This is a genomic window from Sagittula sp. P11, from assembly GCF_002814095.1.
Taxonomy (GTDB): Bacteria; Pseudomonadota; Alphaproteobacteria; order Rhodobacterales; family Rhodobacteraceae; genus Sagittula.
In genome coordinates, this window is the sequence record NZ_CP021913.1 from 84,096 (window position 1) to 102,463 (window position 18,368).

At 68.1% G+C, this 18,368-nt stretch carries 14 protein-coding genes and 2 pseudogenes; 9 read left to right on the plus strand and 7 right to left on the minus strand.

Features of this window, described 5'->3' with window-relative positions; genetic code table 11:
• Nucleotides 1-93: 93 nt before the first annotated feature.
• Nucleotides 94-1,356 carry a beta-ketoacyl-ACP synthase II gene (gene fabF, locus CDO87_RS00445; protein WP_100926924.1) on the minus strand — a complete coding sequence of 421 codons (1,263 nt, stop codon included), beginning with the start codon at nt 1,354-1,356 and terminating at the stop codon, nt 94-96.
• A gap of 259 nt (nt 1,357-1,615) precedes the next feature.
• Here fabF and CDO87_RS00455 point away from each other — a divergent pair, with 259 nt between their 5' ends.
• Nucleotides 1,616-1,852 carry a hypothetical protein gene (locus CDO87_RS00455; protein ID WP_100926926.1) on the plus strand — a complete coding sequence of 79 codons (237 nt, stop codon included), beginning with the start codon at nt 1,616-1,618 and terminating at the stop codon, nt 1,850-1,852.
• Nucleotides 1,853-2,100: 248 nt separating this feature from the next.
• Here the strand turns inward: CDO87_RS00455 and CDO87_RS00460 are convergent, their stop codons facing one another.
• The 6 genes from CDO87_RS00460 to CDO87_RS00485 form a co-directional block, all read right to left on the minus strand.
• Nucleotides 2,101-2,901, minus strand: coding sequence for a glycosyl transferase (locus CDO87_RS00460; RefSeq protein ID WP_100926927.1), 801 nt, complete (start codon nt 2,899-2,901; stop codon nt 2,101-2,103).
• Between the two features lie 62 nt (nt 2,902-2,963).
• Nucleotides 2,964-3,662 (minus strand): SDR family oxidoreductase, encoded by a 699-nt coding sequence (locus tag CDO87_RS00465; protein ID WP_100926928.1) that lies wholly within the window; start codon nt 3,660-3,662, stop codon nt 2,964-2,966.
• Nucleotides 3,662-4,831 carry a M20 aminoacylase family protein gene (locus tag CDO87_RS00470; RefSeq protein WP_100926929.1) on the minus strand — a complete coding sequence of 390 codons (1,170 nt, stop codon included), beginning with the start codon at nt 4,829-4,831 and terminating at the stop codon, nt 3,662-3,664. The genes CDO87_RS00465 and CDO87_RS00470 overlap by 1 nt, the downstream gene beginning before the upstream one ends.
• Nucleotides 4,832-4,976: 145 nt before the next feature.
• Entirely contained in the window at nt 4,977-6,320 is a 1,344-nt protein-coding gene (locus tag CDO87_RS00475; RefSeq protein ID WP_100926930.1) for an FAD-binding oxidoreductase, read from the minus strand.
• Nucleotides 6,317-7,477 carry an acetylornithine deacetylase gene (gene argE / locus CDO87_RS00480; protein WP_198521793.1) on the minus strand — a complete coding sequence of 387 codons (1,161 nt, stop codon included), beginning with the start codon at nt 7,475-7,477 and terminating at the stop codon, nt 6,317-6,319. Before argE ends, CDO87_RS00475 begins: the two co-directional genes overlap by 4 nt.
• Nucleotides 7,478-7,575: 98 nt before the next feature.
• Nucleotides 7,576-9,438 carry an ABC transporter ATP-binding protein gene (locus tag CDO87_RS00485; RefSeq protein WP_254698256.1) on the minus strand — a complete coding sequence of 621 codons (1,863 nt, stop codon included), beginning with the start codon at nt 9,436-9,438 and terminating at the stop codon, nt 7,576-7,578.
• 671 nt (nt 9,439-10,109) lie between these two features.
• Between CDO87_RS00485 and CDO87_RS00490 the strand changes: the two genes are divergently transcribed.
• The 8 genes and pseudogenes from CDO87_RS00490 (at nt 10,110) to CDO87_RS00525 (ending at nt 18,228) form a co-directional block, all read left to right on the plus strand.
• Nucleotides 10,110-11,810, plus strand: a complete 1,701-nt coding sequence (locus tag CDO87_RS00490) for a peptide ABC transporter substrate-binding protein (protein ID WP_100926932.1) — start codon at nt 10,110-10,112, stop codon at nt 11,808-11,810.
• Between the two features lie 424 nt (nt 11,811-12,234).
• Nucleotides 12,235-12,496 (plus strand): annotated as a pseudogene (locus CDO87_RS27535) (ABC transporter permease); the annotation flags it as partial.
• A gap of 119 nt (nt 12,497-12,615) precedes the next feature.
• Nucleotides 12,616-13,344, plus strand: a pseudogene (locus tag CDO87_RS00500) (ABC transporter permease); the annotation flags it as partial.
• A complete protein-coding gene (locus tag CDO87_RS00505) occupies nt 13,337-14,335 on the plus strand; it encodes an ABC transporter permease (RefSeq protein ID WP_100926935.1) in 999 nt (332 codons plus the stop codon). The pseudogene CDO87_RS00500 and the gene CDO87_RS00505, both read left to right, overlap by 8 nt.
• A gap of 60 nt (nt 14,336-14,395) precedes the next feature.
• On the plus strand, nt 14,396-14,911 hold the full coding sequence (locus CDO87_RS00510; protein ID WP_100926936.1) for a DUF1697 domain-containing protein: 516 nt from the start codon (nt 14,396-14,398) through the stop codon (nt 14,909-14,911).
• Nucleotides 14,912-14,936: 25 nt separating this feature from the next.
• Entirely contained in the window at nt 14,937-15,383 is a 447-nt protein-coding gene (locus tag CDO87_RS00515) for a hypothetical protein (protein WP_100926937.1), read from the plus strand.
• Nucleotides 15,384-15,480: 97 nt separating this feature from the next.
• Entirely contained in the window at nt 15,481-16,608 is a 1,128-nt protein-coding gene (locus CDO87_RS00520) for a carboxylate-amine ligase (protein WP_100926938.1), read from the plus strand.
• Nucleotides 16,609-17,091: 483 nt separating this feature from the next.
• Nucleotides 17,092-18,228, plus strand: coding sequence for a glycosyltransferase (locus tag CDO87_RS00525; protein ID WP_100930784.1), 1,137 nt, complete (start codon nt 17,092-17,094; stop codon nt 18,226-18,228).
• The last annotated feature ends 140 nt before the right edge of the window (nt 18,229-18,368 follow it).

Below are 18,368 nucleotides of genomic sequence, written 5' to 3' on the forward strand. Positions count from 1 at the left end.
CCCTTTGTTCCGCCCCTCGTCCGGGGGCTTGTGCTCACCTCGTTCAGGCGCGCCCGATCCTTCGCGCGCGCCCTGATCCCCGGCCCGGCTGGCTCAATCCAGCTTGCCGAAGATCACACTGGCATTGGTGCCGCCGAAACCAAAGCTGTTCGACAGCGCATAGGCGATCCGCCGCTCGCGCTTGGCGTTGGGCACCAGGTCCACGGGCGTCTCGACCGCCGGATTGTCGAGGTTGATGGTCGGCGGCGCCACCTGGTCGCGGATCGCGAGGATCGAGAAGATCGCCTCGATCGCGCCCGCCGCGCCAAGCAGGTGGCCGGTCATCGACTTGGTCGAGGACATCGTCACCTTGGACGCATGGTCGCCAAGCAGACGCTCCACCGCGCCCAGCTCGATGGTGTCCGCCATGGTCGAGGTGCCATGCGCGTTGATGTAGTCGAGATCCGCAGGCGTCAGGCCCGCGTCCTTCAGCGCCGCGCGCATCGACCGCTCGCCGCCCTCGCCGGTCTCGGAGGGGGCGGTGATGTGGTAGGCGTCGCCGGTCAGGCCGTAGCCGCAGACCTCGGCGTAGATCTTCGCGCCGCGCGCCTTGGCGTGCTCGTATTCCTCAAGCACAACGACACCCGCGCCCTCGCCCATCACGAACCCGTCGCGGTCGGCGTCATAGGGGCGGCTCGCGGCCTTCGGATCGTCGGCGCGCTTGGTCGACAGCGCCTTGCAAGCGTTGAAGCCCGCGATGCCGATCTCGCAGATCGCGCCCTCGGCGCCGCCCGCCAGCATCACGTCCGCATCGCCGTACTTGATCAGCCGGGCCGCGTCGCCGATGGCATGGGCGCCGGTGGAACAGGCGGTCACCACGGCGTGGTTCGGCCCCTTGAAGCCATAGCGGATCGACACGTTGCCCGAAATCAGGTTGATCAGCGCGCCGGGAATGAAGAACGGCGACACGCGCCGCGGCCCCTTGTCCCGGATCAGAAGCGCGGTGTCGGCGATGGAGGACAGGCCCCCGATGCCGGACCCGATCATCACGCCGGTCCGCTCGCGGCTTTCCTCGTCCTCGGGCATCCAGCCCGAGTCACGCACCGCCTGGTCGGCGGCGGCGATGCCGAACTTGATGAACTCGTCGACCTTGCGCTGTTCCTTCTTGTCCATGTAGGCGTCGCAGTTGAACGTCCCGTCGGACCCGTCCCCCAGCGGAACCTCGCAGGCATAGGTGGTGCCCAGGTGGCTCGCGTCGAAACGCGTGATCGGACCGGCGCCCGACTGCCCTTCCAGAAGGCGGCTCCAGCTCGCTTCCACCCCATCGGCCAGAGGGGTGACCAGTCCAAGCCCGGTGACGACGACACGACGTGCCATGGCGGCTCTCTCCATTCTCTTTCTCCGACCCGCTCTTAGCGCGCCTTGGCCCCCATCGGCAAGGCCGCGCGCTCATGGCGCACCGGGGCCACGCGGCATGACCCGGGGCGCGGATCGCGCAGCCGCATCGGCATCTTCCCGCCGACGGGATCGCCGGACCCGCTGCGCCGAAACCGGAAACCCGCGGCCTTCGTGTCTTCTCCATGCGCCGCGCCGGAGGAGGGCCGGCGCGGCAACAACAGAGAGAGGAAATCCATCCATGCGTTATTTCATTGTCCTGATCGCCGTCCTCGGCATGTCCGCCCCCGCCATCGCCGGCCACGTGGGCACACCGCCGGGACAGGCCGCCAAGGCAGGCGCCGACCGCAACGCCGACGGCCGTACCAACGGCAAGGACTACGCCGCAGGCCAGTCCGCCGCCGAAGAGACCGCCGAGGACCTCAACGACGACGGCCGGATCAACGGCGCCGATTATTCCTACGGCCAGAACAAGTAAGCCCGCGGACACCGCGGGACCACGGGGCCGCCCCATCCGGTTCCCGAAGGCCCCATACCCGCGGACCCGCACCGCAGAAGGCCCGCCCGCACCGGCGGGCCTTCCCCGTCCGGCACGACCGGCAATGCCCCGGCCACAGCCAGCCATGCCGACCGCCGTGCCCTTCATCTTGGCCGAAATACCTCGGGGAGCGCGAGGGGCCGGCCCCTCGCATCCGCCGCCTCAACCGGCGCGAACGCCCGGCAGACTCACGCCCAGTCGCCGCCCAGGTCGTCCCGCGACCGGTCGATCCAGTGCTCCTGCAGCCAGACGCAGGGCTTGGAATAACGGATGAACGACCCCGACCACCCGGTCAGCGCGTCGGTCATCTTCGGACGGCCGTGAAAGCAGACCACCCGCGCATCCTCCGGCAGCGTTGGCGGACGCAGGTAGTTCATCGGGAAAGGGTTGCAGTCATACTTGAAGGACACCACCCAAGGGTCCGGAATATATGTGAAAATACCGCGATCCAGCGCCTTGGTCGAGGTATAGCGCTGCTCCGACCCGCGGGCCTTCTCGACCTCCGCGTAGGGGTCGGCGGCGATGTCCTCGTAGAGGAACCCGTGCACCGCCGGATCGAACCGGAAGACGGAGCCGTGCCCCGTCACGCGGCCCTTGCGCTTCTCGATCCAGTCGATCCGCATGGCCACCGTTTCCGGCGCGAGGTCATAGATCCCGTCCAGCCCGCCGGTCACCACCACGTCGAGGTCGAAGCCCAGCACAGGCCCCTCGAGGTCGGGCACAAGCCCCGGCCGGAACAGCGAGACCTTGCGCATCGCCCCCTGACGGTTCGCCACCTTCAGCGCCTCCGCCATGGGTTCCGCGAAGGGCTCCACCGGCAGGGGCAGCACCTCGATGTCCGGATGCAGCCCCTCGGCGTGCTCCGTCATGCAGAAGAAGCGCACGGGGCGCGTCATGTTCCGGCGCACGCCGGAATAGAGCCGGTTGACGTATTCGGGGCCGAAAAGCGTGCCCCACTTGATGCACATGATGTTGGCGGTCTGGGTCATGGCCGTGTCCTAGCCGCCGACCGCGCCGCGCGCCAGATGAAATCCGCCCGGGCGCCGCCCGATCATTCGGCGTAGATCATCTTGCGCGTCATGCCGCCGTCGACGGTGACCACCTGCCCGGTGACGAACCCCGCCCCCGCCAGCCAGACGACCGTCCCGGCGATGTCGTCCACGCGGCCTGCCCGCCCGGCGGGATGCTGGGCGTGGTCCACCGCGCTCAGGTCGTCCCAACCTTCGGTCACGATCCAGCCCGGCGCGATGGCGTTGACCCGCACCTCCGGCCCCAGCGAGACCGCCAGCGCCTGCGTCAGCCCCTCGACCCCGCCCTTGGAGGCGCAGTAGGCCTCCGTGTCCGGCTCCGCCATGCGTGCCCGTGTCGACGAGAGGTTGACCACCGACCCGCGCGCCTGCCGCAGGAACGGCACCGCCGCGCGCACCATCAGGAAGGTGCCGGTCAGGTTGACGCCGATCCAGCGGTTCCAGTCCTCAAGCGACAGGTCCTCCACCGGGCCGCTTTCCGGCCCGGCGACGCCCGCGTTGTTTACCAGGAGGTCCAGCCCGTCGGCCAGCATGTCCGCTAGGCTGTCGAAGGCCGACGCGACAGACGTCTCGTCCGACACGTCGCAAACCACCGCCCGGCCCGCCACATCGCCCTCGAACGACAGGTCGAGCGCGGCCACCTCCCAGCCTTCGGCCACTAGCCGCCCGGCGATGCCGCGCCCGATCCCGCGCGCGGCCCCCGTGACGATGGCCGTGGGCATCAGTTTGTCACCGGCATCCGCCGCTCGACGATCTCCGCCCACCACGAACAGCCCGCCGGGATGGCCTCGTCGTTGAAGTTGTAGCCGGGGTTGTGCACGTCGGCGGAATCGCCGTTGCCCACGAGGATATAGGCGCCGGGGCGTTCCTCCAGCATGTAGGCGAAATCCTCGCCGCCCATGGTGATCGGCGCGTTGCGCTCGCAGCCGCCCGAGATCGCCTCGGCCACATCCGCCGCGAATTCCGTCTGTTCCTCGGAGTTCACCATCGACGGGTAGCCCGCGATCCAGCGCACCTCTGCCGTGCCGCCGAAGGCCTCGGCGGTCAGCGGGGCCAGCGCCTTGATCCGCTCTTCACCCAGCGCGCGGTTCTCCTTCGACATGGTGCGCATCGTGCCTTTCAGCGTCACCCGCGCCGGGATCACGTTGAACGCCTTCGACGAGCTTTCGATCGAGGTGACCGACACCACGATCGGATCGTCCGGATCGGCGTTGCGGCTGGAAATGCTCTGCATCGCCTGCACGAGCTGCGCCGCGATCACCACCGGGTCCACCGTCTGGTGCGGCTTTGCGGCGTGGCCGCCCTTGCCGTGAATGGTGATCTCGTACTGGTCGGTCGCGGCAAAGAACGCCCCCGACCGGATCGAGAAGCTGCCCACCGGCTGCCCGGGCCAGTTGTGCATGCCATAGACCTCCTGGATGCCGAAGCGCTCCATCATGCCGTCCTGGCACATTTCCTTGCCGCCGCCGCCGCCTTCTTCGGCGGGCTGGAAGATCACCACCACCGTGCCGTCGAAGTTGCGCGTCTCGGCCAGGTACTGCGCCGCCCCCAGCAGCATCGCAGTATGTCCGTCGTGGCCGCAGGCATGCATCGCGCCCGGCGTCTTTGAGGCGTATTCCACCCCGGTCTGCTCCTCGATGGGCAGCGCGTCCATGTCGGCGCGCAGGCCGATCACCTTGCCCGACCCGGTGCCGCGCCCCTTGATGACGCCCACCACGCCGGTGCGCCCGATGCCGGTCACCACCTCGTCGCAGCCGAAGGCCTGCAGCTTCTCGGCCACAAGCGCACTGGTCCGGTGGGTCTCGAACAGGATCTCGGGGTGCTGGTGAAGGTCGCGTCGCCACGCGGTGATGTCGCCATGAAGCTCTGCGAAACGGTTCTTGACGGGCATGGAAGTCTCCTTGTGTGCGAGCGGCCCCGCAGGCACCGGGGCCAGTCAGTCATGTCGGCGGCGAGCCTAGTGAGATACATGCCGAACGCAAGCGCTCGGGCGACAATCCTGACCGTATGGTCGGAAATCGCTCAAGGGAGAGGCGTCAGATGTTCGGCCCCGGCACCAGCTTGGACCCGTCCGTAAAGCGTGACAGCCGGAAACGGTCGAGCGCGGTCCCCGGATCGCGCCCCATGGCGAGGTCGGCGGCGATCCGGCCAAAGGCGGGACCCGCGCCGAAGCCGTGCCCGCACATCCCCGTGCAGACCGTCAGGCCGGGCAGCGCCGCCACCCGGTCCACCACCGGCACCACGTCGGGCATGACGTCGATCATCCCGCCCCAGGCGGTCTTCAGGTGCACTTCCCCGAGCGCCGGGTAGATCTCCGCGAAGCGGCGCAGCAGCTCCAGCACCCGCTTCCGGTTCGGGCCGGGGTCGAGGATGCGCACCCGTTCGAAGGGGCTGACCTCGTCGCCGTTCCAGAACCGCGCCACGCCGGGCGCATCGGGCCAGCCGCGCGGCTGCGGCCCGCGCAGGTGCACGTCGAACGATCCCTGCATGGCCAGCTTCAGGTAGACCGGCAGATGGCGCAGCATGTCGGCGCCGGTGTAAAGCTCGGCAAATCCCGAGGGAGCAAGGGTATATCCCCCGTCCGCCCGCCGCCGGAAGGCGATCTCCCCGTCGACCGAGGCGGGCACATTCAGGTCGGGCAAAGGCCGCGTCGCCAGCGCGGTCGAGCGCACCGAAAGCTGCGGCACGCGGACCCCGTGGCGCGCCAGCAGAAGCGACGACCACGCGCCGCCCGCCAACACCACGCTTTCGGCGCGGACGGTGCCCTCTTCGGTCACCACGCCCGTCACCTGACCCGCGCTGATGTCGAGCCTGCGCACCGCCACCCGCTCGCGAATCATCGCGCCGTCCGCTTCCGCCAGCTTCGCCAGCCGGGGCACGGCGACCCAAGGCTCGCCCTTCATGTCCGACGGCGTCAGCAGCATGCCGCACCAGCCCGCGTGCGGATAGCCCATGGTGCGCGCCGTCTCGGCCCGGCCCACCAGCCGCGAGGTGACGCCCTGCCCCTTCGCCTCCGTCAGCCAGCCTTCGAAGGCGGCCATCTCGGCCTCCGACCCGGCCAGGTAGGACACGCCGACCGTCTCCACACCCAGCGCACCGCGGCATTCCGCGTCGAACTCCTGCCAGAGGCGCTGCGCCTCCTGTGCCACCGGGATCTCCGCCATGTCGCGGCCCTGCACCCGGATCCAGCCCCAGTTGCGCGAGGATTGCTCGGCGGCGATGCGGCCTTTCTCCAGCAGCAGCACCCGCTTGCCCGCGCGCGCCGCGAACAGCGCCGCAGACACACCGATCACGCCGCCGCCGATCACCGCGACGTCGACCGCCTCCGGCAGCGGACCGCGAAAGTCCCGCTCGCCCTCGTCCCTGAACGGAAAGATCACGCCAGCGCCTCCATCAACCTCCGCATGAAGGCCTCGCCCTCCTGCAACTGGCTGATCGCAATCGATTCGTTGGGCTGATGCGCGACCGAGATGGAGCCCGGCCCGCAGACCACAGCCTTGTATCCGGCGGTCTGGAAGTGGCTCGCCTCCGTGGCGTAGCTCACGTAGTTCTCCGAATTGTCGCCAGTCAGGCGCCGCACCAGCGCCTCGGCGGTGTTGTCCTCTTCCGGCGCGAAGGGCGGCAGGGAGAACATCTCGCGCGCCTCGATCCACGCCTCCGGGCGCACCGCCTTCATCTCGGCGGTCAGCTCCTCGACCTTGGCGGCGAACAGCGCGCGGTAGGTCTCCAGCTCCTCGCCCGGCACCACGCGGAAACCCACCCCGAACTCGCAGTCCTTGGCGGTGATGTTGTGCGCCGTCCCGCCCGAGATCTGGCCGACGTGCACGTTGGTGTAGGGCGGATCGAACAGCGCGGCCAAGCCCAGGGGCTCCGACGCCTCCGCCGCCGCGTTCACGCCGTTGCACCAGTCGATCAGCTTCGCGCCCCACATGATCGCCGAGACGCCGGTGTGCAGCATCGAGGAGTGCACCTCGAAGCCGTGCACATGAACCCACCAGCTCACCCCGCCCTTGTGGCCGGAGACCGCCTTCATCATCGTGGGTTCGCCCACGATCACGTCCGTCGCGCGCGGCAGGACCTGCATCGCCTCGACCAGCGCCGGGGCGCCGGTGCAGCCGACCTCCTCGTCGTAGCTGAGCGCGATCTGCAAGGGCCGCGTGACGCCCGCATGTTTCGCCTCGACCATCGCCCAGATCGCCAGCGCGTCGAAGCCCTTCATGTCGCAGGACCCGCGCCCGTAAAGCCGCCCGTCCTTCTCGGTCAGAACCCAGGGGTCGGTGTCCCAGGCCTGCCCGTCCACCGGCACGACGTCGGTGTGGCCCGACAACACGACACCGCCCTCGACCTCCGGTCCGACGTGGGCGTAAAGCGCCTTCCACCCCGGCGCGCCCTCCTTGTCGTGAAGGCCCACCTCGATCCCGTGGGACCGCAGGTACTCTGCCACCCAGTCGATCAGCGGGCCGTTCGGCTCCCGGCTGACGCTGGGAAACGCCACGAGCCGCTCCAGCAGCGCACGCGGCGCAAGTCGTTCCGTCATCATGCCTCCAGACAGGCCGGGGCGCGGCGCACCGCCCCCTGCTTCTTCGCTTTCAGATTTGCCTTGCGCGATCCTTCACGGAAAAACCGCCCCTGCCCTCAATAGCCGCTGTCCGAGGTCAGCACGAGGTGCCCCGGGCTGACTTCCTCGTAGACCGAGGGCCCCGGCTCATAGCCGACCGGGTGGATCGGCGACGGGATCGGCTTGAAGTTCAGGTCCTTCTCCGCCTTCCGGCGGCGCGGATCGGCGATCGGCACCGCCTTCATCAGGGCCTTGGTATAAGGGTGCTGCGGGTCCTCGAACACCGCGCGGCGCGGTCCCAGTTCCACGATCCGGCCAAGGTACATGACCCCCACCGTGTGCGAGACCCGCTCCACCACCGCCATGTCGTGGCTGATGAAGACATATCCCAGACCCAGTTCCGCCTGCAGTTCCATCATCAGGTTCACCACTTGCGCCTGCACCGACACGTCAAGCGCCGAGACCGCCTCGTCCGCCACGATCAGCTTCGGGTTCAGCGCCAGCGCCCGTGCGATGGCGATCCGCTGCCGCTGGCCGCCGGACAGCTCGTGCGGATAGCGCCGCATGAAGGACCGCGGCAGTTCCACCCGGTCGAACAGGTTGGCCACCTTGTCCTGGATCTCCGACCCGGACCCGATGCCGTAGTTCACCAGGGGCTCCGCCACCTGGTCGGCCAGCTGCAACTGCGGGTTCAGAGAGGCGAAGGGGTCCTGAAATATCATCTGCATCTCGCGCCGCGCGTCGCGCAGGCCCGATTGCGACAGCGCCATGATGTCGGTGCCGTCGAGCTCGATCTTGCCCGACAAAGGCTCTACCAGCCGCAGGAGCGACCGCCCCGCCGTGGACTTGCCGCAGCCCGACTCGCCCACGAGGCTCAGCGTCTGGCCCTTGTTGAGCGTAAAAGACACATCCTCCGTCGCGTGGACATAGGCCACCGTCCGGCGGAAGAAGCCGCCCTTCACGGGGAATCGCGTCACGAGGTTCTGCACCTTCAGCAGCACCTCGTCCGAGCCCTTGATCGGGTCGAGGTTCTGGTCGGTCCGCCCCACCAGCCGCATCGGTTCCGGCAGGTCCTTGCCGGTCATCTCGCCCAGCTTCGGCACGGCGGCCAACAGCGCCTTGGTATAGGGGTGCTGCGGGTTTTCGAAGATCTCCTCGACCCGGCCTTCCTCCACCTTGTTGCCGCGGAACATCACGACGACGCGGTCGGCCATCTGCGCCACCACCGCCATGTCGTGGGTGATGAACATCACCGCCGTCCCGGTCTCGCGCTTGAGGCGGTCCATCAGGGCTAGGATCTCGGCCTGGATCGTCACGTCGAGCGCGGTTGTCGGCTCGTCCGCGATCAGGAGGCGCGGCTTGCAGGCCAGGGCCATGGCAATCACCACGCGCTGGCGCATCCCGCCCGACAGTTCGTGCGGATACTGCTTCAGCCGTCGCTCCGGTTCCGGGATGCGGACCTCGCGCAGCAGTTCCAGCGCCCGAGCCTCCGCCTGCTTCTTCGACATGCCGCGGTGGACGCGCAGCCCTTCGGTCAGCTGGCGGCCCACGGTGAACACCGGGTTCAGCGCGGTCATCGGCTCCTGGAAGATCATGCCGATCTCGTTGCCGCGGATGTGGCGCATCAGGCTCTGGTCGGCGGTGGCCAGGTCCATCACCCCGCCCTCGCGCCGGTCGAACAGCATCTTGCCGCCCGCGATGTCGCCGCCGCCGTATTCGATCAGCCGCATCAGCGACAGCGAGGACACCGACTTGCCCGATCCCGATTCGCCGACGACGCAGACCGTCTCGCCCGGGTTGATCTCGAACGAGATGTCCTCGACGCCCACCACCGGGCCGTCCTTTGTCTGGAATTCGACCCGGAGCTTCTCGATCCGGGCGATGGGCACCTGGGCCTCTGCGGCCCCGGTCGCGGCGGTATCCGTGGTGTCGTCCAGCATCTTCGAAACTCCCTTGTCGCGGCGAAGGCTAAAAGCCCGGCTCCGGGGCGTAAAGGTCCCATCGCGCATTCCCGGAGGTCAGAGCCCTCCGGACCCGACCGGATGCCCTTTCCGGCGGCCCGTGCGAGACTGTGGAACAAGGGCCGCAACGCCTTCGCGCAGCATGCCGGAAAAATGTGCAAAGACGAACGGTTTCAGGTGGCGCCGGACAGCCCGCCCGACGCCCCGCCGCAAGGTTCCCAAACCGCACGAAATGCCATCGCACCCGCCCGGCGCGGCAATCCGCCGCTGAAAGACCCATGCCGCCAATGGCTTAACCCGGGGCACGCACATGCCCCGACAGGCCGCCCAACCCTTTTTCCATTGCCCCAAAGGCCGCTCCGGACCCAAGCGAAACAGCCCGCCACCGCACAACCCGCAGCGAAATCAATCGCCTGCACGGGCAACCCGCGCCACGTCCTGCCCCCCGGCCCTTCCCGAATGCGTCCGGGATGCCCTTAGGCAATGCTTGCATTTTGAGCATCCGCGGGTTTCGATGGACCGGCACAGGGGGCGAATTCGGGGCACGGGTCTTTTTCGGGTTGAAACGGACCTGACCGGATGAACAGCCTTCCCGGCATCAACGAAGCGGACCGGACATGATGCCGGTCCCGACCAACATGGAGTGAAACATGACCCTGAAATCCCTGATGATGGGTGCCGCGGCCGTGACAGCTCTCGCTGCCCCCGCGCTCGCAGAGCGCGGCGCGGACGGCGAGGTGAAGATCATCTACTGGCAGGCCCCGTCGATCCTGAACCCGTTCCTCTCGGGCGGCACCAAGGACGTCGAGGCCTCGTCGATGATCATCGAGCCGCTGGCGCGCTACGACGAAACCGGCACCCTCGTGCCCTGGCTCGCAACCGAGATCCCGACGGTCGAGAACGGCGGCGTCTCCGAGGACCTGACCCAGATCACCTGGAAGATCAAACCGGACATCGTGTGGTCGGACGGCACGCCCTTCACCTCCGCAGACGTGAAGTTCACCTACGAATACTGCACCCATCCCGAAGGCGGCTGCGCGCAGCTGACGAAGTTCGAAGGCGTGACCTCGGTCGAGACGCCCGACGACCTGACCGTGGTGGTGACCTTCGGCGAAGCGAAGCCCGTTCCCTACGGCCCGTTCGTCGGCGGTGAATCCCCGATCCTGCAGAAGGCCCAGTTCGAGAACTGCGTGGGCGCCGCGGCCTCCACCTGCACCGAGCAGAACTTCAACCCGATCGGCACCGGGCCCTTCGTGGTCGAAGAATTCAAGCCGAACGATGTGATCACCCTCTCGGCCAACGGCAACTACCGCGATCCGGCCAAGCCGGCCTTCGCCACCATGACCTTCAAGGGCGGCGGCGACGCGGCGGCTGCAGGCACGGCGGTCATGGAGACCGGCGAATTCGACTACGCCTGGAACCTCCAGCTCGCGCCCGACGTCATCGCCGAGATGGAAGCCGGCGGTCAGGGTGTTGCCGTGGCAGGCTTCGGCCCGCTGATGGAACGCATCATGATCAACAACACCAACCCCGACCCGGCGCTTGGCCCGGACGAGCGGTCGGTGATCCGTCCGCACCCGTTCCTCGGCGACCCGGCGGTCTACAAGGCGATGTCCATGGCCATCGACCGTCCGCTGCTGGTCGAAGTGGGCTACGGACAGGCCGGCAAGGTGACCTGCTCCTGGGTGCCCGCGCCCGAACCCTTCGCCTACCAGAACGAGGACTGCGGCACGCAGGACATCGAAGGCGCCAAGGCGCTTCTGGATGAGGCCGGCATCGTCGACTCCGACGGCGACGGCATCCGCGAGAAGGACGGCGTTCCGCTCTCGATCCTCTACCAGACCTCGACCAACGCCGTCCGCCAGGACTTCCAGGCGCTGATCAAGGAGTGGTGGGAGCAGATCGGCATGGAAGTCGAACTGCGCAACGTCGACAGCTCCGTGTTCTTCGGCGGCGACCCGGGCTCCCCGGACACCTTCCAGAAGTTCTACGCCGACGTCGAAATGTACGCCAACACCTTCAACGGCACCGACCCGCAGGCCTACCTGGGCAACGGTCTGTGCGACAAGGCTCCGCGTCCGGAAACCCAGTGGCAGGGCGAGAACATCTCGCGCTTCTGCGACGAGGAATACGACGCGCTCTGGAACGAGCTGTCGCAGACCGCCGACATGCAGAAGCGCCAGGAAATCGGCCGCCAGCTCAGCCAGATGGCCTACGAGAAAGGCGCGATGATCCCGCTGGTGCACCGCGGCCGCCTCTCGGCACACTCCAACAGCCTTGGCGGTGTGAAGCTGAACGTCTGGGACTCCGAGCTGTGGAACGTCGCAGACTGGTACCGCATCGAACAATAAGTTCCTGATCGCGCGCCCGTCCCGTTTCGCACGGGGCGGGCGCATTCCTGAAGACACGGAAGGGATCGCCGCGCCGATGGATGACAACCGGAGCCTCGACCGCAGCCTCTGGACCGACGGCATCGACGCCTTCGCGCCCCGCCTCGCCGGCGATGCGACGACGCTCTTCCCGCAGATGGGGTCCCCGATGCCGCGCGACGCCATCCTCTCATCGCCGATGACGAAGACCGCCCTCCACTGGACAGACGTTGACATGCAAGATTGCCACCGGCACAGGCCGGGCGATGCCAGCCTCCGCACACGCGGCACCACGGGACACCGTCCCGGCGCCGCCCCGTCTTACACCCTGTGCCCCTTTGTCCGGTCCCGTGCCGGCGCTGCGGGATGCACCCACCTTCACCAAAGCCCGACAGGGGGATAAGCGTTGCTCACCTACGCCACGCGACGGTTGATCCTCTCGATCCCGACGCTCATCTTTATCAGCTTCATCATCTTCATGCTGTTGCAACTGGCCCCGGGCGATCCGATGGCCCAGGTGCCGCTGACGGTGCCGGACGAGGTCAAGCAGAAGATGCGCGAGGCGCTCGGCCTCGGCGAACCGCCTCTCGTCCAGTACTGGAAATGGCTGGTCCAGATCTTCTGGATCGAACCCAAGGTCTTCATCGACTGGATGTTCGGCACGCAACTGGCCTGGCACTGGGAAACCCCCACCTTCGCGCCGACCGAAACGCTCCTCGCCTCCATGCAGGAAGCGGGCCGCGTGCGCGAGGTGAACGGCGAGATGCAGTTCTGGGTGCCCGAACAGCGCAACATCTCGTGGCAGACCCGTTCGCCGGTGATGGACATCATCATCCAGCGCATCCCGCAGACACTGTGGGTTGTGGGCGTGGCCTACGTGGTGGCGATCCTGATCGCGCTGCCGGTGGGCATCTACTCCGCCTACCGCCAGTATTCGGTCTTCGACCAGGCCGGGACCTTCGTGACGATGATCGGCTTCTCGATCCCGCCGTTCTTCACCGGCCCGCTGCTGATCGTGCTGTTCTCGGTGCAGCTCGGCTGGTTCCCCTCGATCTACGACACGACCCACGTCGTGAACGACTGGGCCAGCTTCAAGATCCAGCTTCAGCAGATGATCATGCCGGTCATGGTGCTGGCGCTGCAGATCACCGCGCAGCTCTCGCGATACATGCGTGCCTCCATGCTCGACAACCTCGGGCAGGACTACGTGCGCACCGCCCGCGCCAAGGGCCTGTCGGAGGCGATCGTCGTCAACGTGCACGTGGTGCGCAACTCGATGATCCCGGTGGTCACCGTGATCGCGCTCGGCATCCCGTCGATCTTCGGCGGCGCCATCATCACCGAGAACGTGTTCAAGGTGAACGGCATCGGCCAGCTCCTGATCACGGCGCTGTTCGCCAACGACCTGCCGATGGTCATGACGCTGACCTTCATCTTCGCGGTGCTCATCGTGCTCTTCAACCTGATCGCCGACATCCTCTACGGCGTGCTCGACCCGCGGATCCGTTATGACTGAAAGCCCACAGGACGATGTAATCCTCGCCGAAGGCCCTGCCGCCATCGAGGCCCTGAAGGACACCGGCCCGACAAAGCCGCCGCGTTCGCGCGGCAAGGACGTCTGGGACCAGTTCCGCAAGCACAAGGGCGCGATGTTCGGGCTGGGGTTCCTGGTCTTCATCACGCTCGCCGTGCTGATCGGCCCCTACATCTACACGGTCGACCCGCAGAAGCTGGACATCCGCAACAAGGACATGCGCCCGATCTACACCGCGATCTGGGACGCCGACGCCAAGGTCTCGTGGGAGAAGCCGCTCGGCTCCGACCAGCTCGGCCGCGACAACCTCGCCCAGATGCTCTCCGGCGGGCGCGCGTCCATGGCCGTGGGCTGGGCCGCGATGATCCTCAGCCTCGTGATCGGCACCGCCATCGGGGTGATCGCCGGCTACTTCAAGAGGCTGGACGGCCCGCTCATGCGCCTGACCGACCTCTTCCTGTCGCTGCCGATCCTGCCGCTGCTGCTGGTCGCCGTGACGCTCTTCCGGCAACCGCTCAGGGCCAACTTCGGGCCCGAGGGGGGCATGTTCATCCTCATCGTGACGGTCATCGCCGTCACCTCGTGGATGCCCACGGCCCGGATCGTGCGCGGCGACATCCTCGCCATCAAGGAACGCGAGTTCGTGCTGGCCGCCCGCTCCATCGGCACCTCGCCGTTCAAGCTGATCCGCCGCCACCTGCTGCCCAACGTGCTCTCGCCGATCATGGTGTCCGCCGCCCTCGGCCTCGCCACGGCGATCATCACGGAATCGGCGCTCTCCTTCCTCGGCGTGGGCTTCCCCTCCGACTTCCCCACCTGGGGCAAGATGCTGGCCGACGCGGTCCAGCGGATGGAGCGGTTCCCCGAACGCGTGATGCTGCCGGGTGTCGCCATCTCGCTGACGGTGCTCAGCGTGAACTACCTGGGCGACGGCCTGCGCGACGCGCTCGACCCGCGCATCCGCGGCCGCTGACACGACACCGGGCCGCCCTCCGGGGCGGTCCGCCAGGACAACGCTCAGGGAACCGACCACATGCCCGCCTATGCCGCCTTCCTCCGCGCCGTGAACGTGGGCGGCACCGGCAAGCTCGCGATGGCCGACCTCAGGGCGCTGACCGAAGGCATCGGGGCCCGGAACGTCCAGACCTACATCGCCTCCGGCAACGTGGCCTTCAGCCATGACGCAGCCCCCGCCGACGTGCAGTCCGCGCTGGAAAAGGCGCTGCACGACCATGCCGGCAAACCCGTGGGCGTCCTCCTGCGCACCCTCGCCCAGCTCGACGCGCTGACCGCCGGCACCCCCTTTCCCGACGCGCCCGGCGACAAGGTGATCTGCCTCCTGACCGACGCCCCGATCCCCGCCGCCCCCGCCGCGGACGCCACGCACCACACCGCAGAGGACATTCGCCCCGGTCCCGGCGCGCTCTACATCCATTACCCAGATGGACAGGGCCGCTCGCGGCTCAGGCTGCCCGCGATGGCAGAGGGCACCGCCCGCAACCTGAACACCATCCGCAAGATGCGCAGCCTTCTGGCCGAAAGGAGCTGACACGGAACACCGCCGGGACATCGACATGACGTTCGAATTCAGTCTGCACGACGACCGCAACCTCGCCTTTTTCAGGATGCCGGCGCAGATCAGCGTCTCCGGCTGCGCCGACCTGCTGCGGCGCTACGTCGAGGACCCGCGCTTCGACCCGCGCCGCAACATGCTCACCGACGCGACCGGGGTGACAGAGATCGACGCCAGTTTCCTCAGCATCATCGTCGCGGTCGAACGGCTGGCACCGCTCCTGCGCCGGTTCCCGGAAAAGGCCGACAGCGTGCTGCTGGTGGCCTCCGGTCACAGCTTCGGCATGGCCCGCATGATGCAGCAGGTGGTCGAGCCGGTCAGCACCCTGCGCTTCCACATCACCCATGACGTGGCCGAGGCGCTGCACCTCGCGGGCCAGCCCGACACCGACCTCGACGCGCTGAACGCCGCCCACGCCGCTTCCGCCTGCCCCACGCCCAACCCTTGAGCGGGCGCAGACCCGGCACTACCATCCCACCGCACAAGCGGAGACCGGCCCGATCGCACAAGCGGAGGCAGCCCCACCGCACCAGCGGAGACAGCCCATGGCGCAACCGGCCTTCACCATCGGCATCGAGGAGGAATACCTCCTTGTCGACCGCGACACCTGCGCGCTGGTCGAAGCGCCCGAAGCGCTGATGACCGCCCTCTCCGGGGATCTCGAAGACCAGGTCTCGCCCGAGTTCCTGCAATGCCAGGTAGAGATCGGCACCCGGCCCTGCGCCTCCGTCGACGCGGCCCGCGACGACCTCCGGCGGCTGCGCGCCACTGTGTCGGAACATGCCGCGCGCCACGGCCTCTCGCCCATCGCGGCCTCCTGTCACCCGCTGGCCGACTGGAAAACGCAGTCCCACACCGACAAGCAACGCTACAACGAGCTCGACCGCGACCTCGGCGGCGTGGTGCGGCGCATGCTGATCTGCGGCATGCACGTGCACGTCGGCCTCGACGACGACACGCTGCGCGCCGACCTGATGCGGCAGGCGAGCTACTTCCTGCCCCACCTGCTGGCGCTCTCCACCTCCTCGCCGTTCTGGCAGGGTGAGGACACCGGCCTCGCCTCCTACCGCATCTCGGTCTTCGACAACCTGCCCCGCACCGGCCTGCCGCCGCAGTTCCAGTCCTGGCAGGAATACGAACGCTCGGTGCAGGTGCTGATCGACCTCGGCGTGATCGAGGACGGTTCGCGCATCTGGTGGGACCTGCGCCCCTCCGCCGCGTTCCCGACGCTGGAAACCCGGATCATGGACGTGCAGCCCCGTCTGGAACACGCGCTGACGCTGGCAGCCATCTCGCAATGCCTGATGCGGATGCTCTGGCGGCTCCGGGTGAAGAACCAGCGCTGGCGGATCTACGACCGCTTCCTGATCGAGGAGAACCGCTGGCGCGCGCAGCGCTACGGCACGACCGAGGGGCTGATCGACTTCGGCCGGGCCAAGATCGTGCCCTTCCCCGAACTGGTCGAGGAGCTGATCGACCTGCTGGAGGAAGACGCGGGTGTCCTGCAATGCACCGGCGCGCTGCACCGCGCCCGCGACATCGTGTCGGGCGGCACCTCCGCCAGCCGCCAACGCACGGCCCTCGCCGATGCCAGGGCCCGGGGCGCCGACCACGACGGCCAGATGCGCGCCGTGGTCTCCCACCTGATCGAGGAATTCCACGCCGACCTCTGACCCGCCCCCCCCGATCCACCACGACCCGATCCACGACACGGCCCCCCTTCATCTTGGTCCAAATACCTCGGGGAGCGCGAGGGGCAGGCCCCTCGCACCCGCCGCCGACACGGGCGCACCGCCGGGCAAGCCGACCGTCCACAGAAACCAGTCACGCAACGTCATGCAAAAGATGAACGCCGCGGGCCTCGCGCAACACCCCCGCGTCTGCCGCCAGACCCGAAAGGTTACCAACCGGCCGGGAATCGGGGGCCAATCGGCCGGTTCGCCCCTTAACGCCCGCCCGTGAAAGATGAATCCGCGTTAACGCGTGGTGGTCCCGTGGAGGCAGCGCCACAACACCTTGAAGCGTACGGTGCGATAACCCCACCGCGCGCTCCGGAAACCCTTTCCGGCGCCGAAACCTCGCTGAACGGCGTGCGCTGCCCTTGCCCGCGCGCCCGCCAGAGGCTACGCCCGACACGCAACCATCGGGGATTGATCATGAAAGTCGCCATCGCCACCTCCGACTACTTCGTCCCCGGCGAGACCTTCATCAACCGCCACATCGAACACATGTTCGGCGGCAACACCTGCGTGATCTGCGGACGGCACAACGGGCAGGACCCCTACGGCAAGCCGCTCTTCGTGCGCCGCGCGAAACTCTCGCTGGCCGACACACTGACGGCGCCGTTCCATGCCGCCTCCGGCGCGCTGCTGCACGGCACTTCCCGCCTGCCCTTCGGCGCCGGGCGCAAGTCCCTGGCGCAGTTCCTGAAGGATGAGCAAGTCGATGTGATCCTTGCAGAATTCGGCACGCAGGCGCTGGTCGTCGCCAGCCTCGGCAACGACCTCGGCATCCCGGTCTTCACCTACTGGCGCGGCACCGACGCCTCCAAGATGCTGACCTCTTCGCAGCGCGTGCGCTCCTACCGGCTGATGATGCCGCGGCTCGCGGGCATGTTCTCCGTCAGCCGGTTCCTGCTCGACAACCTGGCGAAACACGGCGTCTCGCACCCCAATGCCCACGTCGTTCCCTCCGGCGTCGACATCCGCCGCTTCACCCCCGGCCCGAAGACCCCCGGCAGCTTCCTTGCGGTGGGCCGCATGGTCGAGAAGAAGGCCCCGCAGGTCACGCTCCGCGCCTTTGCCGAAGGCGCGCGCGGACGCGACGCGCATCTGACCTTCATCGGCGACGGCCCCTTGCTGGACGACTGCAGGACCCTCGCGCAAACCCTTGGGATCGCGGAACAAACCACCTTCACCGGCGCGCTGCCGCACGATGCCGTGCGCGAACGGCTGCACACGACGGAGGTCTTCCTCCAGCACTCCGTCACAGCGAAGGACGGAAACACCGAAGGTCTGCCCACCGCCATCCAGGAGGCGCTCGCCTCCGGCTGCATCACCCTCTCCACCCGCCACGCGGGCATCCCGGAGGCGGTGGAACACGGTGTGAACGGCCTCCTGACCGACGAGTGGGACGAGGCGGATTTCGCCCGGCGCATCGCCCAGATCCTCGACATGCCCGACCGCAGCGACATGGCCCGCGCCGCCCGCGCCACGGCCGAGGCGAAGTTCGACAATGCCAAGGGCCTCGCCCGCGTCGAGGACGTGATCACCCGCACCGTCGCGCAGGGCTGACCCGCCCAAGGCAAGGGGCGCATCTTGCGGACGACACGCGGCACCGGAAAGCCCTGCTTCGCCCGACACAGGCCGCCCCGCGCCGCCCGCCTGACGCACTCTCCGACACACATCGCCAGCCCCACCCGGCAGGAAAACCG

Excerpts from the sequence above, each read along its gene's own strand:
- fabF (WP_100926924.1), bottom strand. The coding sequence starts at position 1,356 with ATGGCACGTCGTGTCGTCGTCACCGGGCTTGGACTGGTCACCCCTCTG.
- CDO87_RS00455 (WP_100926926.1), top strand. The coding sequence starts at position 1,616 with ATGCGTTATTTCATTGTCCTGATCGCCGTCCTCGGCATGTCCGCCCCC.
- CDO87_RS00460 (WP_100926927.1), bottom strand. The coding sequence starts at position 2,901 with ATGACCCAGACCGCCAACATCATGTGCATCAAGTGGGGCACGCTTTTC.
- CDO87_RS00465 (WP_100926928.1), bottom strand. The coding sequence starts at position 3,662 with ATGCCCACGGCCATCGTCACGGGGGCCGCGCGCGGGATCGGGCGCGGC.
- CDO87_RS00470 (WP_100926929.1), bottom strand. The coding sequence starts at position 4,831 with ATGCCCGTCAAGAACCGTTTCGCAGAGCTTCATGGCGACATCACCGCG.
- argE (WP_198521793.1), bottom strand. The coding sequence starts at position 7,477 with ATGACGGAACGACTTGCGCCGCGTGCGCTGCTGGAGCGGCTCGTGGCG.
- CDO87_RS00485 (WP_254698256.1), bottom strand. The coding sequence starts at position 9,438 with ATGCTGGACGACACCACGGATACCGCCGCGACCGGGGCCGCAGAGGCC.
- CDO87_RS00490 (WP_100926932.1), top strand. The coding sequence starts at position 10,110 with ATGACCCTGAAATCCCTGATGATGGGTGCCGCGGCCGTGACAGCTCTC.
- CDO87_RS00505 (WP_100926935.1), top strand. The coding sequence starts at position 13,337 with ATGACTGAAAGCCCACAGGACGATGTAATCCTCGCCGAAGGCCCTGCC.
- CDO87_RS00510 (WP_100926936.1), top strand. The coding sequence starts at position 14,396 with ATGCCCGCCTATGCCGCCTTCCTCCGCGCCGTGAACGTGGGCGGCACC.
- CDO87_RS00515 (WP_100926937.1), top strand. The coding sequence starts at position 14,937 with ATGACGTTCGAATTCAGTCTGCACGACGACCGCAACCTCGCCTTTTTC.
- CDO87_RS00520 (WP_100926938.1), top strand. The coding sequence starts at position 15,481 with ATGGCGCAACCGGCCTTCACCATCGGCATCGAGGAGGAATACCTCCTT.
- CDO87_RS00525 (WP_100930784.1), top strand. The coding sequence starts at position 17,092 with ATGAAAGTCGCCATCGCCACCTCCGACTACTTCGTCCCCGGCGAGACC.